Consider the following 17,451-nt stretch of genomic DNA (forward strand, 5'->3'; position numbering starts at 1 on the left):
TGACGGTACGGCAAGCAAACTGAGAAATATTGCAGCGCTATCCCATGGAACTCTTACAGAGAATGGCACAAGGCAACAAGTCCCGTTTGCCGTGCCGGCAAAAAGCCGACTAGCTTGAATGTGCAGCATTGCGAAGGCGCTACAACGGATTTGCGAGAAGGTCATGACAAGGGAGCCGATCATGCATGACAAGGATGTGGCAACCCGGGATAAACCGCTGGTCGTCATCACAGGAGCCGCTGGAGGCGTCGGTACGGCCCTGACGCAGAGCCTCAACGAGACCTACCGAATCATAGCCCTGGACAGGAACGAAGCGGAAGAAGCGGACGAAAGCTACGAGTTCGACCTGACCGACGTCGACTCCATCAAGGCGGCGATGGACAGGATTGCCGACCGTCACGGCAGGGATATCGCCGCGGTCGTTCACCTCGCCGCCTACTTCGATTTCACCGGCGAGGCGTCCCCGCTCTACGAGAAGGTCAACGAGCAGGGCACCAGGAACCTGCTCGAGGCGCTGGAAGCCATGAACGTGGAGCGCTTCGTCTATTCGAGCACCATGCTGGTTCATGAACCCCAGGTGCCGGGCCGTCGAGTCAGCGAGGATACCCCGATCGCCCCCACCTGGGCCTACCCCCAGTCCAAGGCACGCACGGAAGCGGTGATCCGCAAGCATGCCACTATGCCCTACACCCTGCTGCGGCTGGCCGGCATGTACGATGAGAAGACCAGCGTGCCCACGCTTTCTCACCAGGTCGCGCGCATCTACGAACATACCCTCAAGAGCCATTTCTACTCCGGCAATACCAATGCCGGCCAGGCCTGCGTGCACAAGGAAGACATGATCGATGCGTTCCGCCGCACCATCGATCGCCGCCACGACCTGCCCGAGCAGAACGAGATCCTCATCGGCGAGGAGCACGCCGTCAGCTACGAGGCATTGCAGAACCGCCTGGGCGAGCTGATCCACGGCAAGAAGCGGTGGAAGACCGTGGTGATGCCCAAGCCGCTGGCCAAGACCGGGGCGCTGCTGGAGGAGAAGAGCGAACCACTGGTGCCCGACGACTTCGACAAGGGCGAGAAGCCCTTCATCCGCCCCTTCATGATCGACATGGCCGACGACCATTACGAACTGGACATCCGCCGGGCCCGGGATCAGCTGGGGTGGGAACCCCGGCATGAGGTCTTCGACACCCTGGAGGCCATGGTCGACAACCTGCTCGCCGACCCTCGCGGCTGGTATGAGGCGAATGGCATCACTCCCCCCGACTGGATCGATGAGGCCGAGGAGAAAGGGGAGAACCCCGAACGGGTTCTCGAGGATTACCAGAATCACACCCGGCGAGAGCACTACCGCTTCCTGTGGGCGCACTTCTTCAACATCGGCCTGGGCGCCTGGCTGGTGGTCTCCCCTGCGACGCTGGGCTACGGTGGCGCCATGGCCTACAGCGACATGGCCTCGGGGCTGTTGCTGGCGCTTTTCGGCGCCCTCTCCCTCTCGCTGAAGCTCATCTGGGCGCGCTGGGTTTGTGCGGCGATCGGCCTCTGGGTCCTGTTCGCCCCGCTGGTGTTCTGGAGCGACAGTGCCGCCGCCTACCTCAACGGCACCCTGGTGGGCACCCTGGCCATCGGCTTCGCCGCCCTGGTACGACCGTGCCCGGGCATATCCCCCGCGGCGGCGATGACCGGCCCCACCACGCCGCCCGGCTGGAACAATAACCCTTCCAGCTGGTTCCAGCGCATGCCCATCATCGTGCTGGCCTTCGTCGGCTTCTTTATTTCGCGCTATCTGGCCGCCTACCAGCTGGGCCACATCGACGCCGTATGGGACCCCTTCTTTGACGGCACCCGCGAGGGCCTCAACGGCACCGAGGACATCATCACCTCGGAGGCCTCCGAAGCCTGGCCGATACCCGATGCCGGCCTGGGTGGCATCGTCTACATGCTGGAGATCCTGCTCGGTTTCATCGGGGCGGCCAACCGCTGGCGCACCATGCCCTGGATCGTTGCCTCCTTCGGCGTATTGATCGTGCCCCTCGGCGTGGTCTCGGTGACCTTCATCATCATCCAGCCGATCCTGATCGGCACCTGGTGCACCTTGTGCCTGATCCAGGCCGGCGCGATGCTGCTGCAGATCGCCTACGCCTTCAACGAGTTCGTCGCCACTGGCGAATTCCTCAAGCGGCGCCACAAGGCCGGCGCCCCGGTACTCAAGATCTTCTTCACCGGCGATACCGACGAAGGCCCCAACGAGTCGCCGGATGAAGACTTCCAGCGCAAGCCGCAGGCCATCGTCGGCGAGGCGCTCGGCACCGGGGTGAGCCTGCCCTGGAACCTGGCGCTGTGCATCCTGATCGGCGCCTGGCTGATGCTCACCCGCATCACCTTCGGCGCCGAGGGAACCCTGGCCAACTGGGACCACCTGGTGGGCGCGCTGATCATCACCGTGGGCATCATCGCCATGGCCGAGTCGGCACGCCCGGTTCGCTGGCTGCTGATCCCGCTGGCGGCAATGCTGTTCTTCACGCCGTTCCTGCACGGCGCCGGCATGCTGTCCACGATCAACAGCCTGGCCTGTGGGGTGGCCGTGATCGCCCTGAGCCTGCGCCGCGGGCCGATACGCGGCGAATACGGCAGCTGGAGCCGACTGCTGGGCTGAACGCGTGACAGGGTCTCCTGTCGCCCAGCCAACCGCAGCGTTCGGGTGGCATGGTATCGTGTACGCATGCCTGCCAATCGCGACGACCCTCCCATGACTTCACGCCCCGACCCCCGGTCCTGCTTCGCCTGCTCAAGCTGCTGGCGCCCTACCGTGGCCGGCTGGCCATCGCCGCCCTGGCCCTGCTGGTGGCTTCCGCCAGCGTGCTGCTGCTGGGCCAGGGGCTCCGCCTGGTGATCGACCAGGGCTTCCTGGCCCGGGACAGCACGCAACTCAACCAGACCCTGGCCGCCATGCTCGCGGTGGTGAGCGTGCTGGCCGCGGCCTCGGCCCTGCGCTACTACCAGGTGAGCTGGATCGGCGAGCGCCTGGCCGGCGACCTCCGACGCAGGTCTTCGATCATCTGCTCGAGCTTCAGCCGGCCTACTTCGAGAGCGCCACCCACCGCGACCGCGGCGCCGCCGAGATCGCCTCGCGGCTGACCGCCGACACCAGCGTGCTGCAGACCCTGTTCGGCTCCTCGATCTCCCTGGCGCTGCGCAACCTGGTGATGCTGCTGGGCGCCGTTGCACTGATGCTGGTAACACAGCCCTGGCTCTCCGCGCTGGTGCTGATCGGCATACCCGCCACGGTACTGCCGATCCTGTGGTTCGGCCGTCGCGTCCGTCGGCTTTCCCGTCACAGCCAGGATCGCGTGGCCGAGCTGGGACGCTACGCCAGTGAAGCCCTCGATGGGATACGCACCGTGCAAGCCTTCACCCACGAAGCGATCGATCGACGCGACTACGGCGAGCGCGTCGAGCAGGCCTTCGCCACCGCCGTGGTGCGCACGAGACAGCGCGCCTGGCTGACCGGTGCGGCCATGTTGGCGGTCTTCGCCGCGGTGGGGCTGATGCTGTGGCAGGGGGGCCAGGCRGTGCTGGCCGGYACCATGACGGCCGGCGAACTCTCCGCCTTCGTTTTCTATGCGGTTCTCGCCGCAGGTGCGGTGGCTACCCTGGCRGAGGTGGCCGGCGACGTGCAGCGGGCCGCCGGCGCYGCCGAGCGGTTGCTCGAACTGATCGACGCCGAGCCGAGTATTCGACCGCCGGCCCGGCCGACACCACTGCCCTCGCCGCTCCGCGGGGAGATCCGCCTGGAGGGCGTGCGCTTTGCCTACCCCGGGCGCGAGATGCCTGCGCTCGACTCCCTCGACCTGAGGATTCGTCCCGGCGAGCGCATCGCCCTGGTCGGCCCTTCCGGCGCAGGAAAGAGTACCCTGCTCGGCCTGCTGTTGCGCTTTCACGACCCCGATCGGGGCCGCCTGACACTGGATGGCATCGACCTGCGCGAGCTCGACCCGAAAGCACTCCGGGCCGCCATGGGCCTGGTGGCCCAGGAGCCGGTGCTGTTCACCGGAACGGTGGCCGACAACCTGCGCTACAGCAAGCCCGATGCCGGCCTCGATGAACTGCGTGACGCGGCGCGCGATGCCAATGCGCTGGGCTTCGTCGAAGCCCTGCCCCGCGGTTTCGACACCGATCTTGGCCCCGGGGGCGTGCAGCTCTCCGGCGGCCAGCGCCAGCGCCTGGCCATTGCCCGGGCCTTGCTCAAAGACCCCCGTGTACTGCTGCTGGACGAAGCCACCAGCGCCCTGGACGCCGAGAGCGAGCGGCTGGTGCAGCAGGCGCTGGATCGGCTGATGGCCGGGCGCACCAGCCTGGTWATCGCCCACCGCCTGGCCACCGTGACCGCCGCCGACCGCCTGCTGGTGTTCGACGAGGGACGACTGGTCGCCGCCGGACGCCACACCGAACTGATCGAGCAGAGCCCGCTCTACCGCCACCTGGCGGAACTGCAATTTGGCCGGCAAAGGGTGGACGCAAGAACCAGTGAAGACCTGGGAAAGAACCCGATGCAAACGTAGCGAGCGACGCCAGTTACCTTTCGCAGCATCAATTCATGACTTCCATAACGCTTCCCATGCCCAGCCATCTTTCTCGATATAGGCAAGCCAGATGCATTGGCACTCGAGTCCTTCCAGGTAATGCCTAACCTCTTCGGCCGGCTTTCCAAGGGCTTGCATCGGCGGCAGCCAGGCCAGCTCGATATCGGGTACGCTGTGGGCCGGCTGTATGAAGTTGTCGCTCAATACCGTGAGAAAGCTATCCAGGGCGTAAAGCGTCGCGTGCAGCTTGACGCGCACCGAGGGGGTCAGCGTTTCGCTGGCCTGACAGACCATGGCGAGCGCTTGATAGAGGCGGAACAAGGCCACCGGTAGTGCCCTATCGACATTTCCCTGATGGTAATAATGCAATATTGGGTAGGCCAGATGCTGTTGTCCCACACTGACAATGGTCGATTTCAGGTCATCGACCTGGCTTGCCAGTTCAGCGAAATCCCCCCCCTCCTCGAATCGACGCACGATCATGGCCGGGGTGTCGCCAAGCGCGTGAATGGAGATCGCCAGTTGCCGCTTCTGTACCACGGCTGACATCACGGCCAGAATATAGGTCACCGCCAGGGTCAGGAGAAAGAACCCGTTAATGGCTGCCAGCACTGCCAGCACCTGCCACTTGCCTGTACCGGCGACGAAGTCGCCATAGCCCAGCGTGGTGATGGTGTAGCCAACGAAGTAGAGCCGCTCCATGGGATTGGCAAAGGTGCCAGTGTCAGGATGGTACACCGCTGCTTCGTGGCTATTGAACACCAGCCACCAGCCAAGCCACACCAACCCCACCCAGATCATCATCAAGGCGACGGTGACCCAGGGGCCCACGGCTTGAAGCAGACCATGAAAGGACTGCCGCTTGTGTAACCCCAGCGCGGAATGCCATGCAAGCCACCCCAGCAACCGGGTGATGGGGCCCGAACCGGATGCCGAAAGGGTCGTCCGCACAGCGTCGTAGACCACCAGCGCCACCAGAAGACAACCGCTTAGCATAACGAATGTCGACGACATGCCTCTCCCTCGCCTATCGCATGACTGCCTGCAGATACCCTAGCCCATCCGTGAACCTTCATCGCGATATAACGTCCTTGCAAGAAACATTGCATCGATTATCGTGGGTTGCCACCGTCGGAAATCTTCTGTTATAAACGCCAACCATTCTTTGCACCATGAAACCCAATATGGATTGATACAACACCCTGCCACTCCTACATTTAATCTTGCTGGCAGACGCCAGCCGTGCTGATAAGCCGATAAATGGAAGTATGATTCGCTTCTGTAGTTCTACAGGTAAACGAGAAAGGAGTTCTGATATGGCACAGAGCAACCAGAATCCAGGTAACTTTGCCAACGACCCGCAGAAAGCCTCCAATGCTGGCCAGAAAGGGGGGCAGGAAAGCGGTGGCAATTTCGCCAATGATCCGAGAAAGGCCTCTGAAGCCGGTCAAAAAGGCGGCCAGGAAAGCAGCGGAAACTTTGCCAACGATCCGCAAAAGGCCTCCGAAGCCGGGCAGAAGGGCGGACAGCACAGCGGTGGAAACTTCGCCAATGATCCGAAGAAGGCATCCGAAGCAGGCAAGAAAGGCGGCCGTAACTCGTAACTTAACGTCACTGTAGTGAGTCGCCCTTGAGTTAACTCCGAAATTACCAAAGGATTATGGAGTGTTTAGTTAGACAAACGACAAGGAGTTTGACTTGGCCAGAATACTGTAGAATGCCTCAAAAGGAATGGTTCGTAGGCAGAGGCATGCATCTGGAGCCATGTCGAGGTCGGATAAGTCAACTCAGGAGTTTTTCTCTAATCTGGCAAATATTACGACTACACTACCAACCAGGCACCCCTGCTTCTAAAGAAACATATGTGATGGAAAAGTTGATATAACACCACTGAGACTGCCGGGATTAAACCCGGCAGTTTTTTGAAAGCACATACCATATCTGGCAGAATAATCGTGAGCTCCCCATCACCATTACGAGCATTAAAGTCGTTTTCAGCGGTTCTTTCAAATGGCGTTGCGCAGACCCAGTTCGTAAGGATGCGGGTCGAGATAGGTCTGCTGGCGAATATAGTCAGAGCCGTGGCGCTTCACGTAGTGGTTGAGCAACCGCACCGGCACGGCGAGGTGTACATGGCCCAGGCGGTACTCCTCCACCGCCTGCAGCAGGTCCTGCCTGACTTCGCTGTCCACCGCCTGCTTCAGGTAACCCATCACGTGCATCAGCGCGTTGGCATGGGTCTTGCGGGTGGCCGGATGCGATAGCGCCGACATGAACCCCTGCAGGTAACGGTATTTCACCGCTTCCAGCGGTTGGGCGTGGGCTTCGCTGCCCAGGTAGCGACCCAATTCACGGTAGGACTCGACGTGATGCGCCATGACCAAATACTTCTGGCGACTATGAAACTGGATAAGCGCATGAAACGCTTGCGCATCCTCGACGTGACGCTTCCAGTCATCGAAGGCGAACACCCGGGTGATGAAATTCTCGCGCAGCACGGCATCATTCATGCGCGCTTCTTCCTCAAGCGGCAGCTCCGGAAAGTGCTCACGCAACACGCGCACAAAGAGGCCCGAGTCGGAATGACTCGGCATCCCGTTGTCGTGATACACCTTGACCCGCTCGAGCCCGCAGCTTGGCGAGCCCTTCATCAGGATGAAGCCACGCAGGTGACGGTGACGCGCCACGAACGCCTCGCCGGCATCCCGTAGCCGCTCGGTGACGTCGAGACGCGGGTCCGCAGTCCCCTTCACCCGCGGTGGTTCGCCAGGCGAGCCGACCAGGCGAATCGGTTCCCGCGGCACGCCGAGGCCGGCTTCCAGCTCGGGGCAGAAAGGCTCGAAGGCGAAGCACTCCTGCAGCACCTCCAGGCAGTAGCGGGAGCGCTTGTGACCGCCGTTGTAGCGCACCGGCTCGCCCATCAGGCAGGCGCTGATGCCCACCGGAATCCCAGGCGTCAGCCTGGCCTCAGCTGAAACAGCCCCTACGAATCCGTCCATATCGCCTCCCTGTTTCAACCCCCGCGACCGTCCCGTTCCCACAACCCTGTTCAAACCAAGATAGGTCGGCTCGCAATCGTCGATCAGGCCTGGCCGCGATTCACATCTGGAGCGTCACTGCCCTTCTTGGCCTGATACATGGCCCTGTCAGCAGCATCACACAGCGCCACGGCGCTCTTGCCATGTTGGGGAAACGCCGCCACGCCGATACTGAGCGTGAGGGGTATGGTATGGCCGTTGAGCGCATCAAAGCGTTTCGATGCCACCAGCGCCTGTAAACGTTCGGCTGTCTCCCGGCCAGCCTCGAATGACATCTCGGGAAGAATCACCGTCAGCTCATCGCCACCATATCGAGCGATAAAGTCTATCTTGCGCAGATGGTGCTTGATCAGCTGGCTGATCTGCCGCAGTACAGCGTCGCCGGCCAGGTGGCCATAGCTGTCGTTGATCACCTTGAAATGATTCAAATCCAGCCAGAGCAGGCTGAACGGGCGCTCATAGCGATGGGCCCGGGCCAGTTCCTCCTCCAGGCGACGGTTGAATGCACGCCGATTGGGCAGCCCTGTCAAGGCATCCTGCTTCGCCAATGCCTCGAGTGCCTGCTCCATCCTCTTCCGCTCGCTGATATCGATAATGATCCCTTCCAGGAACTGCTCACCATCGATGGTCACCGCACGCCCCTGCTCCCAGCACCACACCAGCTCACCATTACGCTTGCGAAGCTGATACTCGAAGGCGAAGGGATCACCCTGCTCGGTAGCCTGATCGACCTGGGCATGAAGCCGCTCCTGATACTCCGGATGAATAAGGCTGGCCCAGGCAACACACCGGTTATCCAACAGCTCCTCAGCCCGGTATCCGGTCAGCTCCAGGCAGGCACTGGACACGAACCGCATGGTCCACTGGGCATCGTTGAGGCAGCGATACGCCATGCCGGGCAGGTTGGCGATCAGTGTCGTCAGCTCCCGTTCACGCTTCAGCAGGGCCTGCTCGGCGGCACGCCGTGCAGTGGCATCACGGCCGATGGCCACCGACCCGACAACTTGACCGTGCTCATCGGTCAGCTGCCTGGAGTCCCAGGCAATCACCTTCTCCTCGCCACTCTTGGTGCAAATGGTGGTTTCGAAACCCTGGACTTCGGCACCGGCGCACAGAATCTGCTGAACTTCTCCAGCAATTTCGCTGCGATAATCGGGGTCCGGGTATAACAACTGCCAGATCCTGTCACTACCCAGTACCTCATCACGCCGGTACCCAGAGATGCGTTCGGCTGCATCGTTCCACAGTGTCACCCTCGCCTCGCGGTCCAGCCCATTGATCCAGACGTGAGCACTCTCGATGACACTTTCCCGAAACTGACTCAGGGCATGGAGCTCAGCCCGCTGCTGTTGATTGCGCTGCAGTAATGCCGCATCAGCCTGCCACTCCCGCTTCAACAGGAAAAACAGCGCCACGCTGGTGGCAGCCACAAACCCCAGTCCCTTTGCGGACTGGGCCAGCGTCAGCCAGGAGGCCCCGGCGACACGTCCCCCGAGCCACCAATCGGACACGACAATCCATACACTGGCGATGAGTGCATAGTAGAAGGTCATTCGCGCCGCGCGCCGGGCGGGCGCAGCGGGCCTAGCGGGTTTTTCCATGCGTACCATTTGTCGTGGCACCCTTCATCCACGTAGCGCGGAAGCGATGCCAGCGTTATCGGGGCTTTCCGAAGCGTCCAGGGCCCACTTTATTGGTGCTAGTTTGCCATTTTTACCTATCGTGAGTAAAAAATTTAACCGATGCTGCCAGTAGCGGCTCCCACCATCGATCACGTCGACTAAAGTCCCATTGCCCTAGCGCATGCCGGCATCGATGCTATTGCCCGGCACCAAGAATACGACCGTACAAAAAAAAGGCCCCCGAAGGGGCCCAAGTGGAGCACGCCAGCTCACTCTGTTTATCGCCTTCATGCATGGCGACATTGAATTCGGTTGCGGGTGCCAACCCGCTCAGCTTGTCTATGTATTCCTATACGAAATACATGCCAAGCCGAAATCACCTCAATTAATATCAATAACTTGCATAACTTTTCTGACGATTCATATCGACGAGTGCTGCCTTGCAGCAACCCTGCTGCACCAGCAAAATACAGCGCTGGCCTTTCCTGCATCATCTCCGTGCAGCCAACTCTGCATTCGGCCAGATGGCACTTATCCATGTTCTGCCTACAGGCTCTCCCGGGACACGTCGAGCACGCGACCGTCCACCGTGCGCTGGAGCTTCTCCTCGATTTCGCTGCAAAGGGATTCAACCTTCTGCTGCGACATGCCGGTCACCACGAAGGTCCATTCACTCGCTTCCAGCCGGTCGTGCTCGCCACTCTCGCACACCGCCACCGCCGGATTGCGGCCGAAACGCTCATGCAGGCCGCCCATGCGCTGCCGCTTCTCCTTGAGAGACGCGCAGCCGGGCAGTGAAAGGGCCATGGTCAGAATCGTAATGTGCATGGGTGTCACCTAGAGCCTGTCGGGTTTAGCCGGTCGTCACGATTCGCAGTAGATCAGTGTTAAGTCCGACAGGCTCCTAGCTCTTCCACGGCAACGGCGGTGGCATCAACCGTTCGCCCGACCATTCGGGAATGCTGCCGAAGCGCTCGCTGCCCGCCTCCCAGTCGCGCTGGGCCTCGGCGATCTCCGCTTTACTGTGGCCGACGAAATTCCACCAGACCAGCACTTCTTCCCCCAGGGGCTCACCGCCGATCAGAATGGCACGACCGCCTGCGCTCATCGACAATTCCACCGTATCGCGGCCGCGACCCAGGTAGGCCAGTTCATTGGTGACAAAGCGCTCTCCGCCAATCTCGAGTTCACCCTCCAGTGGCAGCACGGCGTATTCGAAGTCGTCTCGAAGTGGCAAGTCGATCGTTGCGGCCCATACAGCTGCGAGATCGAGACCCACCAGTGGGGAAAACGTCAGGGTCGGTGCCTGCCGGCCGTCGAACTCGCCGATCAGCAGGGTCAGCTCGACGCCCTGTGACTGCCAGCGCGGCAACTCCGCATAATGATCGAAGCGTGGCGCGGTATTGCGACTCGCCTCAGGCAGCGCGATCCACAGCTGGGCGGCATGCAGGTGGCTTTCGCCAGCCACCGACTCTTCGGTATGGCTGATGCCGCGACCCGCTGTCATCAGGTTGACCTGCCCCGGTCGTATCACCTGTTCACTGCCCAGGCTGTCGCGGTGCAGCACCTCTCCCTGGATCATCCAGGTGAAGGTCTGCAGGCCGATATGCGGGTGCGGCCCGACGCGCAGGCCGGCGCTGTCGCTCTTGAAGACCGCCGGCCCGGCATGATCGAGAAAGCACCAGGCCCCCACCAGGCGACGCTGGCGCGAGGGCAGCACCCGATTGACCGGGATCCCGCCTACATCGGCGGTGCGAGCCGATACATGCTGAACCTGGCGCTTGCCGTCGACCAGCGGACAATCCAGGGAGGAGGAAAGCCTGCCTTCATTGACGAGATTGCTCATGGAACACTCCTTGAGGACGAAGTGAGTCTATCTGCCGAATTGGTGGGGAGTGAAGCCTTGGCGCAACCCCGAACGGTGACTCTCTCAGCATAGGCCGCGCCTATCCTGCCCGCCCGGGGTGGCGCCGCTTCGGATCAGCCTTCGTGGCGCTATAGCTCTGGATCAGGTTGGCATACTGCGGTAGATGCCCGGCCAACAGTCCACCGAAGCCTTCGATATCGTTGCGCCAGTCGCGATGCAGCTCACAGCCGGCACCGAACCAGGTCATGAGCTGGGCGCCGGCCTGGGACATGCGGTTCCAGGCGGCGTCGCGTGTGGTCTGGTTGAACGTACCGGAGGCGTCGGTAACCACGAAGACCTCATAGCCCTCCTCCAGAGCTAACAGCGTGGGAAAGGCCACGCACACCTCGGTCACCACACCGGCAATCAGCAGCTGCTTCTTGCCGGTCGCTTTCACTGCTGCCAGGAACGCTTCGTTATCCCAGGCGTTGATCTGTCCCGGCCGAGCAAAGTACGGCGCATCGGGGAACATCTCCTTGAGTTCCGGCACCATGGGTCCGTTGGGACCGTCCTCGAAGCTGGTGGTAAGAATCGTCGGGATATCGAAGAACTTGGCGATATCAGCCAACGCCAGCACGTTGTTCTTGAAGTCATCCGGGCTGAAATCACGCACCAGTGACAACAGGCCTGCCTGGTGGTCGACCAGCAGCAGGGCGACATCGTCCTTGTCGAGACGGTTATAGGTATAGGACATAGTCGGTCTCCATTTCACGTCAGGAAAACCCGGCAGCACGGCTGCCGGAATACGCCAGTGGGCCAGTGCCACTAGTCGTTCAGGGCGCCGTACTTGCCACGCTGGAAGTCGGCGAAGGCTTGCTGTATCTCAGCGGGACTGTTCATGACGAAGGGGCCATGACCCACGACGGGTTCATCGATGGGCTCACCGCTCAGCAACAGCACCTTGGCGTCGTTATTAGCTCGAGCTGCAGTTCGTCGCCCTCTCGGCTGAAGCACACCAGGCCAGACTCACGCACCAGTTCGCTACCATTGACCAGCACCGTGCCACTGAGCACCGCCAGCAGCGTGGTATGGCCCTCAGGCACCGGAAGCCGGGCAACCCCACCCGGACGCAGTTGCAAGTCCCAGACATTGATTGGGGTGAAGGTCTTCGCCGGCCCCTGGTGCGCCTGATAGTCGCCGGCCACCACCCGCAATCTGCCGGCACCATCGGGCAGCGACACCTCAGGTATCGCGCTCGCCAGCAGGGTCTGGTAGGCCGGCGGCGCAGACTTGTCTCGCGCCGGCAGGTTGACCCAAAGCTGCACCATTTCCAGAACGCCACCCTGCTCGGTGAAGGCCCGGGAGTGAAACTCCTCGTGCACGATGCCGGCACCCGCCGTCATCCACTGCACGTCACCGGGCCCGATGTGCCCGCCGCTACCGGTGGAATCGCGATGCTCGAGCTCGCCCTGGTAAACCAGGGTGACCGTCTCGAAGCCACGATGCGGATGTTGACCCACACCACGCGGCCGTCCACCGGCGGAGAATTCGAAGGGACCGGCATGGTCCAGCAGCAGAAACGGGCTGATGTGCTGCGCACCCATGCGGTCGTAACTGAACAGCGAGCGAACGGGAAAACCATCGCCGACCCAATGGCCGCGGGCTGCGCTGTATACCCCCTGGAGTGTCTTCATGATGAAGCTCCTGCTGGTTTTGGAGGGGCATAAGGCCCCGATGCAGCAAGACTAAAGAAAGAACGGCGGGTGCAGTAGAGGGTATAATTCGGACTCACCGTCCCATGAGTGGAACACTGAATGCAGGATCTCAACGATCTCTTCTATTTCGTCAAGGTGGTGGACCATGGCGGATTCGCGGCGGCGGGGCGTGCGCTCGGCATTCCGAAATCGAAACTCAGCCGGCGCATTGCGCAGTTGGAGGCACGCCTGGAGACTCGCCTGATCAACCGCTCGACCCGGCACCTCTCGGTCACCGAACTTGGACAGGCGTATTACCGCCACTGCACGGCGATGCTGGTGGAGGCCGAAGCGGCCGATGAGCTGATCAAGCGAAACCTGGGCCAGCCCCGTGGAACCGTGCGGCTCAGCTGTCCTCCCAGCTTATTGCACTACCTGATCTCGCCACTGCTGGTGCGCTTCATGAAGCAGTGCCCGGATGTAGAGATACAGGTCGAGGCCACCAGCCGCCGCGTCGATGTGGTCAAGGAAGGGCTCGATATCGCCATCCGGGTCCGCTTTCCACCGCTGGAGGACAGCGACCTGGCCATGAAGGTGCTGTCGAACAGCCCACAGCGACTGATGGCGGCCCCTGCCCTGTTCGAACGGCATCCACTACCCCACGCCCCCGGCGATCTGGCCGGACTGCCAAGCCTGGATTTCGAACAGGTCGACAAACTGCACAGCTGGCTTCTCGATGGCCCCGATGGCGTCACCGCCAAGGTGCCCCACCACCCCCGGCTGGTGACCGACAACGCCGAAACCCTGCATCAGGCGGCAAGGGAGGGGCTGGGTGTCGTCAAGCTTGCCCTGCTGGTGGCAGGGAGGGATCTCGCCGATGGCACTCTCATCGACGTGCTGCCGGGCTGGCAGCCACGGGGCGGGATTCTGCATGCCGTCTTTCCGTCACGGCGTGGGCTGTTGCCTTCGGTGCGTGCCCTGCTCGATTTTCTGGATGACAACATCCACGAGGTGGACTTCACCAGCCATGTGGTCGCCGATTACACCTCGATGACAAGATCCGACACGAACAGCGGGGGATCGAACTCTCCGGGGTAGCCCCCGGGGTTGGCGATGACACGGGTGCCGGCGAACGCCATGTCCACCGGCTCGTGGACATGGCCGTGGATCCACAGCTCCGCGCGCCCCATCAATGCCGGCAGGTGCGAGGCAAAGGCAGGTGACAGTGCGTCACCCCGGTAGCGTGGCGGTATGCACTCGGCCAGGGGCGCGTGATGGCTGACCACCACCCGCGGCCCGTCGAAGGGCTCGGCCAGTTCCGCCTCGAGCCAGGCCAGTGCCTCGGCGTGCAGCCGCTGGCTCTCCATGGGACTGAAGGTCTCCCCAGCCGGCTGTTCGATGATGCTGAAATCCGGCATCAGCCAACGCGCCTTCTGATCGGTCAGCGTCGGATCGTTGTCCAGTTCACCGGCATAGAGGTCGAAGTCCGTCCATAGGGTGGTACCGTGGAAGCGTACCCCGTTGAGCGTCAGCGAACGGTTGTCGAGCAGATGGATGCCCAGTCGCTCGGCTTCCTGGGCAAGCGTGTGGCGCAGCACGGGCATGCTGGTGCCGTAGAACTCGTGGTTCCCCGGCACATAGAGAATCGGCTGGTCGGCAAAGCGCGCCGCAGCCCATGTCAAGCCGTCTGCCTCGCGGTGGATATCGCCGGCAAGGATGACGGCGTCGGACGCCACCTCCGGCAGCTCCCGCCCCTCGTCGAAATGTTCCAGATGCAGGTCTGACAGCACCCTGAGCCGCATGACGATCTCCTTGTTCTGCGCGCCGAGCGATATCTCGCCCATTCCCGATCTCTCCAGCATAAGCGGGAGTTGGGGAGTTTTGCCATGTCGGGTAGCGCAGCGGCCTGGGGGGCCAAGTCTATGGGTCCAGCAACACCATCAACGAAGCCACTTCTTCGGGGTCGGAAAGCGCATGAGAAACCCTGGCGATGTCTTCTGCCAGCGGACGATCCTGCTCGAGAGTCGGTGCATGGGTGCGAACCCAGGCACAGAGTGCCTGGGAAGCTTCACTCAGCAAATTCGCGCCCTTCAGCTCGGCCCCCTGCACCAGCACCAACGCTTCAATGGCCAATATCTGGTAGAGATACTCGATACTGGTGCTGGCGCGCCTTGCCGCTATCGTGCCTAGCGGCACAATATCCTGGTTATCGGCATTGGTCGGAATCGATTGGATCGAGGCAGGGATCGCCTGACTACGCAACTCAGCCACCAGCGCCGTGGCAGTCACCTGTGCACCCATGAACCCGCTATGCAAGCCGGTATCGCATGGCTGCATGAAGGCGGGAAGCCCCTTGTTCCTCAGCGGGTCAGTCACCCTTGCGATGCGCCGTTCGCTATACAGGGCCATCTGGATCAACGCATTGTTGAGATGGTCGCTGGCAAAAGCCAGGTGCTGGCCGAAAAAATTCCCGCCATGAAGGACAGTATCATTGTCAGGAAACAGTAGCGGGTTGTCGGTCACCGCATTCAGTTCTATCCGCACCGTCTGGGCATGCTGCTCGACCACATCCCACACCGCCCCCAGGGCCTGTGGTGAACAGCGTAACGTGTAGGCATCCTGGGGCAGCGGGCGGTGCGGCTCGATGCCATTTTCCATTTCAGGAAGCGGCACCGATGCTGCTTCCCACGCGGTAAGCAGTTGACTGCTTTCCGAAAGCGACCATAACCACTGATGCAATTTCCGTTGTCCCGGATGAGGACGTAACTCCCCGATCGCCGGGTGAAACGCCTCACGGTGGCCTTCGAGGAGTTCCGCGTAGAGCAAGACCAGCAGCGTAGTGAGCTTTATCGCCCGCTGTGCGCCAGTGGCATTCAAGGCAGCGATACCCACTGTGGTTGAGGTGCCATTGACCAGCGAGATGGCATCCTTGCCCTGCAACAGAAGTGGCTGCCAGCCCAACTGCTGATGGGCTAGCGCACTCTCCATCCACTCCCCGCCCTTGAGGCTCACTCTTCCTCACCGCTGAGAGCACGGGCCAGGTGTGCCAGCGGGGTCAAGTCACCGCTGGCACCAACGGTACCGCGTGACGGCACCTCAGGAATCAAGTCCGCTTTTAGCCAAGCGAGCAGCCTTTCGACGAGCGCCGGGTTGGCGCCAGAATGACCACGTCCCAAGCTGATCGCACGTGCAGCCATCATCGCACGGACATGAGGACGCGACAGCGGCTCACCGACACCACTGCACAGGTGGTAAACCAGGTTCTTCTGCAATAGCGCCGACTGCGTGGGGTCAACGTAGGTTGTCGCCAACGGACCGTAGCCCGTCGTCACGCCATAGATGAGTTGTCGACGCTCGATGGCGCCACAAAGAAATTCATGGGCCTTCTCGACTGCGCGCCTATCACTCTCTGACAGAGTAAGCGCCAAGTTGCCAAGCGCTATCGCCTCAATCTCATCCAGCGTCAACCGCCCGTCATGCATGGTGAAACTTCCTTGATAGATTGTTACCAATCACTGAGCTTGCCCATGGCATTGGTTGGCAAGGCATCACCGTACGTGACGCTGACGGGACGCTCTGCAGCGGGCCACTTGGCAATCAGTTGCGCAATGTCTTGCGCCGCCACTGGCTCCTGACCACTAGCCGGCACGATGAATGTCTTCAAGCGCTGCTGCGCGGGATTCCCCGTGGTACGAACGGCGCACTCCTTGACGCTTTCCAACGAAAGCAATCGCTGTTTGACATAGGAAGTGCTGACATTGACGCCGCCGATCGAAACCACGCCGTCATGACGTCCATTTAACGTAAATGTGGTGTCGTTGTGCCAGTGAGCCTTATCCAATAACGGAGTGATGATATTGTCATCAACTCGTTTAATGCTCTGGGTATCATGTTGCCGCCAGTGGCACAGCAACTGATAGGGCATGTCATGCTGCCAGCGAGTCGCCACACCGCCGGTTTCAGTGCTGCCGTAAATGTCGAGCATCCCCATCAGGCCCTGGTTGATCAAACGGCTGGATGTCTGAGGTGATAACGACGCAGTGGATGAAACGCCTGCCATGTGCCCTGGCCACAGCGTGTTTGATCGTGCCAGGTAATCCCAGCGTGGAGGGACGGTGACGACAAGGTCGCCGGATGATAAACCGGGCAAGGAAACACCACTCACGGCATTGCGCGGCACACCCGCCACGCATGGGAGCGCAACGCCCAGCATGAAGCCGTAAAGATGGTGCAGCGGTAGCCAGCTGATGACCCGTTTCATCGACATTACCGACGCTAAACGACGGGCCAGTGCGTTGGCCTCCGCCTCGATATGTTCCCAGCGGTGGAAATGAGCGCTGGGCGAACCGGTGCTCCCTGAGGTACGGAATGTCAGCCCTGACGTTTCAGTGATTGCTTCCGCCACGAAAGACACCCATTCATCAAAGCTGTAAGTCATCAACAGACGGTCTTCCAGACCTGTCTCATGCAAGCAGAAAAACTCATTGACACAGGCAGCAAGATGCAACCGTTCGAGCGAATCAATCTCCTGTAACTCCTGCCAGCCAGGCACTGGTTCACCCCGATAAGCGGCCAGTTCAGCGCAAAACAGGGAGTGCATCACCGCTTTGCAATCGGCTTGGGTAAGCCATTGGGTCATAAATGGATTCCTGGGCAATGCAAACGACA

General features: G+C 61.4%; 13 protein-coding genes and 2 pseudogenes. 4 read left to right on the forward strand and 11 right to left on the reverse strand.

Translation table 11 applies throughout. The features are described 5' to 3' along the window. Positions 1-181: 181 nt before the first annotated feature. A complete protein-coding gene (locus Q427_RS27340) occupies positions 182-2,656 on the forward strand; it encodes an NAD-dependent epimerase/dehydratase family protein (protein WP_043518706.1) in 2,475 nt (824 codons plus the stop codon). 50 nt (positions 2,657-2,706) lie between these two features. Continuing rightward, positions 2,707-4,562 (forward strand): annotated as a pseudogene (locus Q427_RS27345) (ABC transporter transmembrane domain-containing protein). A 33-nt stretch (positions 4,563-4,595) separates the two neighbouring features. Here the strand turns inward: Q427_RS27345 and Q427_RS27350 are convergent. Further along, a complete protein-coding gene (locus tag Q427_RS27350) occupies positions 4,596-5,597 on the reverse strand; it encodes a potassium channel family protein (RefSeq protein WP_043518707.1) in 1,002 nt (333 codons plus the stop codon). 302 nt (positions 5,598-5,899) lie between these two features. Between Q427_RS27350 and Q427_RS34955 the strand changes: the two genes are divergently transcribed. Further along, positions 5,900-6,187, forward strand: a complete 288-nt coding sequence (locus tag Q427_RS34955; RefSeq protein WP_043518708.1) for a general stress protein — start codon at positions 5,900-5,902, stop codon at positions 6,185-6,187. A 402-nt stretch (positions 6,188-6,589) separates the two neighbouring features. Here Q427_RS34955 and Q427_RS27360 read toward each other — a convergent pair whose 3' ends face one another. The 6 genes and pseudogenes from Q427_RS27360 to Q427_RS27385 all read right to left on the reverse strand — a co-directional run bounded on the left by Q427_RS27360 (position 6,590) and on the right by Q427_RS27385 (position 12,783). Continuing rightward, complete coding sequence (locus tag Q427_RS27360; protein ID WP_051496772.1) at positions 6,590-7,582, reverse strand: YbgA family protein; 993 nt, start codon at positions 7,580-7,582, stop codon at positions 6,590-6,592. Positions 7,583-7,665: 83 nt separating this feature from the next. Next, positions 7,666-9,174 (reverse strand): sensor domain-containing diguanylate cyclase, encoded by a 1,509-nt coding sequence (locus tag Q427_RS27365; RefSeq protein ID WP_051496773.1) that lies wholly within the window; start codon positions 9,172-9,174, stop codon positions 7,666-7,668. Between the two features lie 615 nt (positions 9,175-9,789). After that, a complete protein-coding gene (locus tag Q427_RS27370) occupies positions 9,790-10,071 on the reverse strand; it encodes a DUF503 domain-containing protein (RefSeq protein WP_043518709.1) in 282 nt (93 codons plus the stop codon). A gap of 76 nt (positions 10,072-10,147) precedes the next feature. After that, complete coding sequence (locus Q427_RS27375) at positions 10,148-11,089, reverse strand: pirin family protein (protein WP_043518710.1); 942 nt, start codon at positions 11,087-11,089, stop codon at positions 10,148-10,150. A gap of 100 nt (positions 11,090-11,189) precedes the next feature. Continuing rightward, positions 11,190-11,843, reverse strand: a complete 654-nt coding sequence (gene ycaC / locus Q427_RS27380; RefSeq protein ID WP_051496774.1) for an isochorismate family cysteine hydrolase YcaC — start codon at positions 11,841-11,843, stop codon at positions 11,190-11,192. 71 nt (positions 11,844-11,914) lie between these two features. Then, a pseudogene (locus Q427_RS27385) lies at positions 11,915-12,783 on the reverse strand (pirin family protein). A 120-nt stretch (positions 12,784-12,903) separates the two neighbouring features. Between Q427_RS27385 and Q427_RS27390 the strand changes: the two are divergent. After that, positions 12,904-13,881, forward strand: a complete 978-nt coding sequence (locus Q427_RS27390) for a LysR substrate-binding domain-containing protein (RefSeq protein ID WP_081786241.1) — start codon at positions 12,904-12,906, stop codon at positions 13,879-13,881. Here the strand turns inward: Q427_RS27390 and Q427_RS27395 are convergent. From Q427_RS27395 to Q427_RS27405, 4 genes are all read right to left on the reverse strand, one after another. Then, a complete protein-coding gene (locus Q427_RS27395) occupies positions 13,824-14,627 on the reverse strand; it encodes a metallophosphoesterase (RefSeq protein ID WP_331280721.1) in 804 nt (267 codons plus the stop codon). The two genes, Q427_RS27390 and Q427_RS27395, sit on opposite strands and share 58 nt — an antisense overlap. Before the next feature lie 76 nt (positions 14,628-14,703). Further along, positions 14,704-15,795, reverse strand: a complete 1,092-nt coding sequence (locus tag Q427_RS27400) for an aromatic amino acid ammonia-lyase (protein WP_269321333.1) — start codon at positions 15,793-15,795, stop codon at positions 14,704-14,706. Further along, positions 15,792-16,265: an aromatic amino acid lyase gene (locus Q427_RS35820; protein ID WP_269321334.1), complete on the reverse strand. Its 474-nt coding sequence runs from the start codon at positions 16,263-16,265 to the stop codon at positions 15,792-15,794. Before Q427_RS35820 ends, Q427_RS27400 begins: the two co-directional genes overlap by 4 nt. 23 nt (positions 16,266-16,288) lie before the next feature. After that, a partial coding sequence (locus tag Q427_RS27405) for an AMP-binding protein (RefSeq protein WP_331280722.1) occupies positions 16,289-17,451 on the reverse strand: 1,163 nt, incomplete at its 5' end.

The organism is Halomonas sp. BC04 (genome assembly GCF_000568385.1).

Coding starts and splice junctions, on each gene's coding strand:
- Q427_RS27370 (WP_043518709.1), bottom strand. CDS start 10,071: ATGCACATTACGATTCTGACCATGGCCCTTTCACTGCCCGGCTGCGCG.
- Q427_RS27395 (WP_331280721.1), bottom strand. CDS start 14,627: ATGGGCGAGATATCGCTCGGCGCGCAGAACAAGGAGATCGTCATGCGG.
- Q427_RS27375 (WP_043518710.1), bottom strand. CDS start 11,089: ATGAGCAATCTCGTCAATGAAGGCAGGCTTTCCTCCTCCCTGGATTGT.
- Q427_RS35820 (WP_269321334.1), bottom strand. CDS start 16,265: ATGCATGACGGGCGGTTGACGCTGGATGAGATTGAGGCGATAGCGCTT.
- Q427_RS27365 (WP_051496773.1), bottom strand. CDS start 9,174: ATGACCTTCTACTATGCACTCATCGCCAGTGTATGGATTGTCGTGTCC.
- Q427_RS27340 (WP_043518706.1), top strand. CDS start 182: ATGCATGACAAGGATGTGGCAACCCGGGATAAACCGCTGGTCGTCATC.
- Q427_RS27390 (WP_081786241.1), top strand. CDS start 12,904: ATGCAGGATCTCAACGATCTCTTCTATTTCGTCAAGGTGGTGGACCAT.
- Q427_RS27360 (WP_051496772.1), bottom strand. CDS start 7,582: ATGGACGGATTCGTAGGGGCTGTTTCAGCTGAGGCCAGGCTGACGCCT.
- Q427_RS34955 (WP_043518708.1), top strand. CDS start 5,900: ATGGCACAGAGCAACCAGAATCCAGGTAACTTTGCCAACGACCCGCAG.
- Q427_RS27350 (WP_043518707.1), bottom strand. CDS start 5,597: ATGTCGTCGACATTCGTTATGCTAAGCGGTTGTCTTCTGGTGGCGCTG.
- ycaC (WP_051496774.1), bottom strand. CDS start 11,843: ATGTCCTATACCTATAACCGTCTCGACAAGGACGATGTCGCCCTGCTG.